At 42.5% G+C, this 9,580-nt stretch carries 5 protein-coding genes; all 5 read left to right on the top strand.

The features are described 5' to 3' along the window. Nucleotides 1–524 precede the first annotated feature (524 nt). The 5 genes from HMPREF9455_RS07210 to HMPREF9455_RS07190 all read left to right on the top strand — a co-directional run bounded on the left by HMPREF9455_RS07210 (nt 525) and on the right by HMPREF9455_RS07190 (nt 9,578). On the top strand, nt 525–3,692 hold the full coding sequence (locus HMPREF9455_RS07210) for a SusC/RagA family TonB-linked outer membrane protein (protein WP_006798979.1): 3,168 nt from the start codon (nt 525–527) through the stop codon (nt 3,690–3,692). 27 nt (nt 3,693–3,719) lie between these two features. After that, nucleotides 3,720–5,324 carry a RagB/SusD family nutrient uptake outer membrane protein gene (locus HMPREF9455_RS07205; protein WP_006798978.1) on the top strand — a complete coding sequence of 535 codons (1,605 nt, stop codon included), beginning with the start codon at nt 3,720–3,722 and terminating at the stop codon, nt 5,322–5,324. 21 nt (nt 5,325–5,345) lie between these two features. Next, entirely contained in the window at nt 5,346–7,220 is a 1,875-nt protein-coding gene (locus HMPREF9455_RS07200) for a hypothetical protein (protein ID WP_044215683.1), read from the top strand. Between the two features lie 67 nt (nt 7,221–7,287). Continuing rightward, complete coding sequence (locus HMPREF9455_RS07195) at nt 7,288–8,139, top strand: glycoside hydrolase family 16 protein (RefSeq protein WP_006798976.1); 852 nt, start codon at nt 7,288–7,290, stop codon at nt 8,137–8,139. 14 nt (nt 8,140–8,153) lie between these two features. Then, the gene (locus HMPREF9455_RS07190) at nt 8,154–9,578 is read left to right on the top strand and encodes an endo-1,6-beta-glucanase (protein WP_044215744.1); all 1,425 of its coding nucleotides are present in this window, start codon (nt 8,154–8,156) and stop codon (nt 9,576–9,578) included. Nucleotides 9,579–9,580 lie beyond the last annotated feature (2 nt).

The raw sequence follows: 9,580 nt of genomic DNA, 5'->3' as shown, positions 1-9,580 counted from the left end.
TTACTTACTCTCTCTCTCTCTCTCTCTCTCTCTCTCTCTCTCTCTCTCTCTCTCTAACAAAAAAGTATTTAATCGCCAAATTATCAGCAAATAAAATGACAGAACAAAATGTCGTATTATGCAATTTTTGCCTCATTAATATATAAATCGTTATCTATCAATTTGGTTACACATCTAATCATTATGACTGCCGATAGTCTTATTCAACGTTCAAAATAGTCATAATTTGTAGTCATTAGCTATTCAAACAGATTTCCTTAAACCACTGTTTGAATACTATCGAATCCAAATATACAATATTAATTGTTAAATAAAACACAAACAACAGAATTATTTACATAACTAACTATCTATCAATAATAAATAAAACCAATGTAGTAGTATTGTAGTATTCATTTATATTCATTTTTGAGTTTTTGATGTATTAAAAAATTATAAAAAAAAATAGAAGGGGAGTATGTTTGCAAAAGATTCTTGAAAAGGCTCTAAAAACTATTAATTAAATCAACCTTAAATTAACAATCATGAAGAGAGAACCCATCTTTTGGAAAATTTTATTCATTCTTCCTCTATTTCTTTTTTCTTCCCTGGCTGTATTCGGACAAACGTCTGAAATAAAAGGAACTGTAACAGATGCAGCTACAGGAGAAACGTTAATCGGTGTATCAGTCTCCGAGAAGGGGACCACAAATGGTACTATGACCGATCTGGACGGTCAGTATTCTATTAAAGTTCCATCCGGAGCTACTTTGATATTTACATATGTCGGATATGTAACTCAGGAAAGGCCTGCTACGGGAGGTACAATAAATGTAGCCTTAAGCCTCACTCAGCAAATGCTGGATGAAGTAGTGGTCATCGGATATGGTGTTCAGAAAAAAAGTGTGGTTACAGCCGCAATCAGCAGTGTAAAGTCTTCTGATATTGAGAAACTGACCCCTTCACGTATAGAGAATGTACTGAAAGGACAGGTATCCGGTGTACAGGTTACACAAGGCTCAGGACAACCGGGCAGTGGTTCTACTGTTCGCATACGTGGTATCGGTACTACCGGCAACAGTGATCCCCTATACATCGTAGACGGAATGGCCGTAGACGGAGGTATCACTAACCTGAACCCTTCCGATATTGCATCAGTGGAAATACTGAAAGACGGAGCATCGGCTGCTGTATACGGATCGCGTGCAGCGAATGGTGTTGTTCTGATAACAACCAAAACAGGAGTAGCAGGAAAACCTAAGATCAGCTATGACATGAGTTATGGATTCCAAAATCCATGGAAGAAAAAAGCTGTCCTCAACTCGGAACAGTACATGGTACTGGTTAACGAACTGTATTTAAACAATGGAGAAGCCCTACTCTACTCTTCCAAGGATATTGCCGATGCACGGGCAGGACTAACTCCGAATACCGACTGGCAGGAAGAGGTGTTCAATAAAGACGCTCCGGTACAAAATCATCAGATCAGTATCTCCGGCGGAAATGACAAACTTTCATATTATCTGTCTTTCGGTTACTTCGATCAGGAGGGTATTATCGGCGGTAACTATAAAGCTTCAAATTACAAACGCTGGAGTGTTCGCAGCAACAATACTTACGAAGTATACAACGCGGAAAAAGAACGCAGTTTCCTTAATAAATTGAAAATTGGTTCGAACGTCACTTATTCCCGAGGTAAAAAAATAGGGATAGGTACAAACGATGTATTCGGCACAGTATTGGGTAGTGCAACTACTTTACCCCCTAACCTGAGCGTATACCTGTCGGAAGATGATGGAAAAGCATTGCTCGAGAAACATCCGTATGCAGTTAAAGCAAAAGACGGTCGTGTATTAACTCCGGCTCCAGCTTACTTTCAGGAAATTCGGAATCCGATTGGTTTGATGTTACGTCCCGACAAGAGCTACGATAATGAAGACAAATTCATCGGAACGTTCTGGGGTGAATTAAATCTGTATAAAGGTTTGACATTCAAAAGCAGCTACGGATTCGACCTTGCGTTCTGGGGCAATGATGGCTACAGATTCCCTTATTATCTGTCGGATAACTCAGCTGCGTCGAATGAAGATCCTGCAAAATCGGAAATCTGGTCCAGTATGAACCGTGGGGCTACATGGCAAATCGAAAATACATTGAACTATAATTTCAAAATAGGCGAAGACCATTTTTTTACACTCCTTGCAGGACAATCGGCACGTGAATATTCCGTACGCGGACTTAGCGGCAGCGGATATGAACACATCTCTTACGACCCTTCCATGATGGTGATCGACGCAACGCGTGGTGATGCGACTAAAGGTGGCCGCCGCAGTGGAGGTAGCGCATCCAGCACAACTCTGGCCTCTTATTTCGGACGTTTAGATTATAACTTTGCCGAGCGCTATATGCTTCAGGCAACAGTACGTCGTGATGGTTCCGACAAATTTGGTAGTAACAACAAGTGGGGAACATTCCCATCCTTTTCGGTAGGTTGGAATGTGCTTAACGAACCGTTTATGAAAGATATTACTCCAGACTGGTTCCACAATATGAAGCTTAGAGGCAGCTGGGGTGTCAACGGTAACCAGAGGATCGACGCCTATGCATATATGAGTCTGATGGATGGCGGGCAAAACTATTATTTCGGAGACAATATGTACTATGGTATAAGCAGCGGCCGCCTTCCAAATCCCGACTTAAAATGGGAGGAAAGCAAACAAACCGATATAGGTCTCGATCTAGGCTTCCTGAGAAATTCCCTCACACTGACAGTAGACTATTACAAGAAACGCACTGTGGGTATGCTTCGCGAAAAGCCAACTCCGAGCTACGTAGGACTGCGCGCACCTCTAGCCAATTCAGGTACAATGGATAATTCCGGTTGGGAATTTGACGTGAGTTACCGTGGCGAAATACAAGACGTAAACTTTGGTGTAAAAGCGAATGCATCTTATATGAAAAATACATTGGTGGATTACGGTAATGCCAGCGGAGAGAATTCATGGGGAGGTGTTGGCGCAGCAGGTGTTGAAAATTTCATCTATCAAAAGAACGGAATGCCTAGCCCATATTTCTACGGATATCGTACCGATGGAATATTACAGACCCAGGAAGAAGCCGATGAATATAACTTCAAATACGGAGAGAATGCCAAACCGGGTGATGTACGCTTTAAAAACCTCAATGGAGATGATAAAATCGACGATGAAGACAGAGATATGATAGGTAAACCAAATCCGGACTGGACATTCGGTCTTACTCTGAATGCAGAATGGAAAGGACTCGACTTCTACGCATTCTTCCAGGGAGTTACCGGAAATAAAATTTTTGATATCTCGAAACGTTCAGATATTCCGCGACAAAACTTACCGTCATGGATGCTGGATAGATGGACCGGACCAGGTACATCAAACAAAATCCCTCGCCTTGTTGCAGGTGAAGACAACCGCAACTGGCGCGCATCCGACCTATATATCAAAAACGGTGCATATTGCCGTTTGAAAAATATACAGTTGGGATATACTATTCCGGCATCCATTACACGAAAAGCCAGTATTGACCGCCTTCGTATATATGTAGCGGCCGAGAATCTGCTCACCTTTACCAAGTATGATGGTTTTGACCCTGAAATCGGAGATGGAGATATGGGGGTTGACAAAGGCATCTACCCACAAGCACGTACTATAACATTAGGCGCCAGCATTTCCTTCTAATTAAGAACCATGAAAACAATTACAAATATGAAACATATATTTTCGAAAAAAGGCAAATATACAATGCAACGCATTTGTACATGGGGACTAGGTGCTCTCCTACTGGCGTTGCCCTCTTGTGGAGAAGACTTCCTTACCGTCTATCCTACAAATCAGGTTGCAGCAGGCGCTCCTGCTACAAAAGACGTGATTGAACAAATGCTTACATCTTCTTATCAGATTCTTTTGATGGATAACTATGCAAATGGGTCCATTGCCAGCGTGACTATTTTCGGAGATTTCCGTTCCGACGATATCTACAAAGGGGGAGGTGATGCTACCGACCAGCCGCCTTACTATTATATGTCACAATATAAAAGCACATCTGTAGATATACCTACAGGATGGTGGAGCATCTATTATACAGGTCTCCAACGTTGCAACAGTACATTGCAAGCCTGTGACAATGCAATAAGCGGATCAGCCGCAGAAATAAACCGGCTTAAAGCAGAAGCACGCACATTACGGGCATATTATGTACATTTACTTTGGAAAGCATGGGGTAATATCCCTTATTATGATGTACCATTGGCGCCCCCTTACTTAGCTCCTCAACTTTCTGCCGACGACGTGTATCAGAAAATCATCGCAGACCTGGATGCCGCTATTAATACAGAAGAGTTGCCAATGAATACTACAGGAGCAAATGCATCTCGTATCAACAAAGCAATGGCTATGATGACCAAAGCCCGTGTGGTTATGTATCAGAAAGACCAGACAAAATATGCTCAGGTACTTGAAGATATGAAAAAGATCATTGGTAGCGGAGAATTTGATCTGATCAAAAAAAGCCCTGATACAAAACTCACTGATAATCCGATAGAATGGATGTTCCTTCGTGAAGGTGAATTTTGTAAAGAATCTATCTTTGAAAGCAATCAACTTTCTGAAGGTAAAACATGGGGAAATTCATGGGCTGGGTATGGTACTTATTTGCCAAGGGTGATCTCGGCACGTTCTCTTAAAGATTCGAAAGGCATGTTTGCTTTTGGTTGGGGCTGGTGTCCTGTACAACCTGATGCTTATGCTGTTTTCAATGAGGCGGGAGATTATCGTAAAGATGCAAGTGTTATCCAATGGCCGAGTGGCACATACGAAGCAGGTTATCAAAATACCGGCCTGTTCCTGCGCAAATATACCGCACGTGTGGGATATAACCAGAATACAACCGGAGATGCCGACCTCAATTTCGACAACAACACGCGTATATATCGCTTGGCCGAAACTTACCTGAATGCAGCAGAACTTAGTTTCTACGCAGGAGGCGAAGGCGCAGCAAAACCCTATCTGGACGCCATCCGCGACCGTGCCTTCGGAGATGTAAATCATCGGATACCTGCTACCCTTAATAATATCAAGCTGGAACGCCGCCGCGAACTATTCGGTGAGGGTAGCCGCTTCTGGGATCTTGTACGTTGGGGAAGCGATGAAAAAGGCCGTGATATAAAAACTGTGCTTTCTGTAACCGACGATACATACAAGATGAACCGTACATGGGATGATACAAAAAAATATCTGCCATTGCCTAAAAACGAAATAGATGTAACCAAGGGTACAGAATTTGAGATAAAACAAAATCCCGGATGGGAATAATTATTCAAAATGAGAATCATTATGAAAACATTAAATAATTTCCACAATAAATATAAAAATATGGTGCGCAATATTACCACCGGGATCATAGCCTTGTGCTTTCTCCTTACGGCCTGTTCTCCCCAGGAGGATGACAGCTATAAACTCGGAGGCTCACAGGTGGAGATACCTCAAAACCTAAAGATAACCGCAGTTGACAATGATAATGAAGTAGTTATCACTTTCGACCCTATGACCATAATAGATGGCGATGATGTGCTGGCTGTACAATTCTCTTCTGCCGAAGCAGGAATTAATTTTACTGTAAAGGATGCCAGTACAACCGTTCTGAAGAAAAAAGTATACCGCAGTGGCGAATACACCCTCTATGTAGCAGCAATAACCCGTGCAGGAACAGGCACGCCTCGCGAAATTCCATTTACTGTAGCTAAAAACCTGTTACTGGAAACACTAAGTGAGAGTGTATTACCCGAAGTGGTAAAATACAACATTACTGATGCTGCGCATCAGGAAACATTCTACAAGAATGAACTTTATATTGAAAAGAATAGTATAATCACACTTGCCGGAGCTATAGGAAATGAAGATGTTATTGTGAATCTCGACTTCTTCGAAAGAGAAAGTGCTACTTCAGCCAAATTTATAGGTGAAAGTGGTGTATATTCTATCTATTGGAATCCTGTACGCAAGAATGTTATTATCGAGCCTACAATTGCCATAGAAGCACCTAATTATTATGTGTTTACAGGACCGGGCATCGGTTATCCAACCACTGTATCATCAGAAGACATCAAAGCGGCCTATGGGGCTGGCGATGGCCGTTACACGACTGAATGGGATCCGGGTAAAAGTATCCGTAGCCGTGTGGTGATGCGTAGTACCGGTGAGAATACATATCAGGCGACTATCTGCATTAATGAAGGTGCAACTTTCAAACCTTTCTCAAATACCAACTGGGGTAATGATGTATTCAAGGCCGAAAATTGTACATTCACAGGTTCCGCAATATTTAAAGATGCAGGCGACTGGTCACCTAATGGCAATCTGGATAAAGACGCTTATTATCGTATAACATTGAACTCATCAACGAAAGCCGTAGATATCAAAAAGGTGAGTGCAACAGGCGAAGTGTTACCGGATGATACAGAAGAACCGTCAAGTCCCGATACACCAATCGTTTCAAGTATCTTTAGCGTAACAAATGCTACAAGCAAAGAAATAGACGGAGAGGCAATCCTATCCATGTTCCATACTTTGAAAAATGGTGATGAATATACTCCTAGCGGAGGATTGGCTAAAGCCTTGTTTAATGTTGATTTCTTTACAAAAACAACAGATGGGAAGCTGAAGTTCTTAGGAGAGGATGGTAACTACCGCTTATTATACAACCCTATCCGTAATAATGTAATCATAAGCGCGGAAGAACCTAAACAGCCTGAATATATGTTCATATCAGGTGTCGGACTCGGTTATCCTACAAAAGTATCTGCTGCTGTAATCAGCTCGGTTTATCCAGACAAAGGAATCGCAACCCTTGACAACTGGGACTTTAGCAATGCAATGGAATTTATCCTCATGCGAAAGGTAAGCGACAATGTCTATCAGGCTACCGTAATGATGCCTTTCGAGAAAAAATATTGGTGGGACGGAGGACCTTATGCTTCATTCAAGGTTTATACAGCTACGGCTGCTGAAGCTGCAAATGAAAAAGGTGCGAAATTCTTCTCCGAAGCAGGGGGTATTACAGGAACTGCTACCGGTATAGTTACAGAAATCCTTGACATTCCGGAAGATAACAATATGGATATTTTTGCAAAATTACCGGCTGCCACATTGCGTATCACAGTTGATATGAATGCAAAATCGATGAAAGTAGACAATATCGTATTACCATAAGTCCACAACTAAATCATTCTTCAGTAAGGTATTGAAAACCTTACTGAAGAATTTTAACCCAATAATAATGAAACATATATTTTTATTCATATCAGCCATTCTATTATGCTCATTATCCGCTTGCGCTAAAGATAATTTCAATGGAGAAGAAGAACCGGAGAAACCGGATGGATATGCTCCGGAAGGCTATAGCCTGGTATGGAGCGATGAGTTCGATAATACTTCCAACGGGCTACCGGATAATAAATGGTGGTTCGAGACCGGAAATAACGGTTGGGGAAATAACGAACCCCAATACTATATCGATAGAGTATTGGGAAATGATACCGTAGCTAAAGTACAGAACGGAATGCTGACCATCACCGCTCATAAACTGACTGTACCACATGAAGGGGCCGATATCATCTCGGCACGTATGAATACAGTAGAATCATGGAAATACGGCTACTTCGAAATGAGGGCTAAAGTACCCGGAGGAAAAGGTACCTGGGCAGCCTTCTGGATGATGCCGAAAAACTTTCAAAGCTGGCCTCTGGACGGAGAGATCGACATTATGGAATATGTAGGTTATCGTCCGGATGTAACACAGGCCTCGGTACACACCAAGGACTACAACCACGTAGCAGGTACAGAAAAAACAGCTACACGCACAGCTCCGGGAGCCGAGCGTAAATTTTATACTTACGGGCTGCTCTGGACAGAAGACAAGATAACAGCCTATATCGACGGTGTCGAATATTTTTCATTTGCCAATGACCATGCAAATAATAAGAACACATGGCCATTCAATGAACCTTTTTATTTAAAATTAAATCTGGCAATAGGCGGCAACTGGGGAGGGCTGGAAGGCATAGACCCTAATATATTCCCTGCCCGCTACGAAGTAGAATATGTCAGAGTATATCAAAAAGCAAAATAAATAATATGAAATATATGATCAACATATCAATCCTGTCGCTTACTATCGCTTCCTTATTTGCATGTAGTGATGGTTCCGAGAATCCCCCGGCTGAAGATCCGAAAGGCGACGTTTCAATGTATGTAACTACCAGCAACCGCTCGCAGGATTTCAAGAAACAGGCTGTGGATTTCAGCGATGAGCAGTCTGCGATGTCTATCACATTGAAACCCACGGAACGTTTTCAGACGATGGACGGATTCGGAGCTGCCGTAACAGGCTCCAGTGCATTCAACCTATTGAAAATGACAGCTGAGAACCGTAAAAAATTTCTTACAGAGACATTTTCTCCTACAGAGGGCATGGGATACAGTTATATCCGTGTTGCCATCGGCTGTTCAGATTTTTCATTGAGTGAATATACCTGCTGGGACGATAAGGAGGCCGGATTTGGTCTGACTCCGGAAGAAACCGACTATGTCATCCCCGTTTTGAAAGAAATAATCGCTATCAACCCCACTATAAAAATACTGGCATCTCCCTGGACTTGTCCCATATGGATGAAAGAACGGGTAGATGATAACCCATGGACAGGCGGACACCTGAAGAAAGAGTATTACGGAGACTATGCTGATTATTTCATTAAATGGATACAGGCATTCAAGGCTCAGGGGATAAATATTACATCCGTTACTCCACAAAACGAACCTTTGAATGATGGCAATTCGGCATCACTCCATATGGACTGGGAAGAAATGGGCGAGTTTGTCAATCTGCATCTTGCACCCAAAATCAAGGCATCGGGACTTGGAACAAAAGTCTATCTGTACGACCACAACTATGACGTAGCTGATTATCCCCTCAATATTTACAAAAGCGGAGTAGATAATGACGTAGTGGCAGGGGCGGCATTCCACGATTACGGAGGGCAGATAGATGCACTTAACTACGTCCACCAGCAAGCCCCCGGCAAGGAGCTTATCTTTACGGAAACGTCCATTGGCACATGGAACAACGGACAGGATCTCTCCGTTCGCCTGATGGCAGATATGGAATATGTAGCTCTGGGTACAGTAAACCGCTGGTGCAAAGCCGTGATTGTATGGAATCTGATGCTCGACAGCGATATGGGGCCTAATCGTCCGGGAGGTTGCCAGACCTGCTATGGCGCAGTAGACATTTTCAGGGGTAACTTCAAGGACATAAAACGGAATTCACATTATTATATTATTGGTCATCTGGCTTCAGTAGTGAAGCCGGGAGCTACCCGGATAGGTTCGGAAGGTAATACCGAGTCGGGCATTATCTATTCGGCTTTCGAAAATACCGATGGCACATATGCTCTGGTATTGATGAATAATACCAGCGGGAACAAAAAGATTACAGTAAACAGTGGCTCTAAAAAGTTTACTTACGAAGTTCCTTCAAGAGGTGTAGTATCTTATCGCTGGACAAAATAGAG

The sequence above is a fragment of the Dysgonomonas gadei ATCC BAA-286 genome (genome assembly GCF_000213555.1).
Taxonomy (GTDB): domain Bacteria; phylum Bacteroidota; class Bacteroidia; order Bacteroidales; family Dysgonomonadaceae; genus Dysgonomonas; species Dysgonomonas gadei.
The sequence above is the reverse complement of the archived record's forward strand: the minus strand, read 5'-3'. Positions and strand labels throughout refer to the sequence as shown.

Excerpts from the sequence above, each read along its gene's own strand:
- HMPREF9455_RS07210 (WP_006798979.1), top strand. The coding sequence starts at position 525 with ATGAAGAGAGAACCCATCTTTTGGAAAATTTTATTCATTCTTCCTCTA.
- HMPREF9455_RS07205 (WP_006798978.1), top strand. The coding sequence starts at position 3,720 with ATGAAACATATATTTTCGAAAAAAGGCAAATATACAATGCAACGCATT.
- HMPREF9455_RS07200 (WP_044215683.1), top strand. The coding sequence starts at position 5,346 with ATGAAAACATTAAATAATTTCCACAATAAATATAAAAATATGGTGCGC.
- HMPREF9455_RS07195 (WP_006798976.1), top strand. The coding sequence starts at position 7,288 with ATGAAACATATATTTTTATTCATATCAGCCATTCTATTATGCTCATTA.
- HMPREF9455_RS07190 (WP_044215744.1), top strand. The coding sequence starts at position 8,154 with ATGATCAACATATCAATCCTGTCGCTTACTATCGCTTCCTTATTTGCA.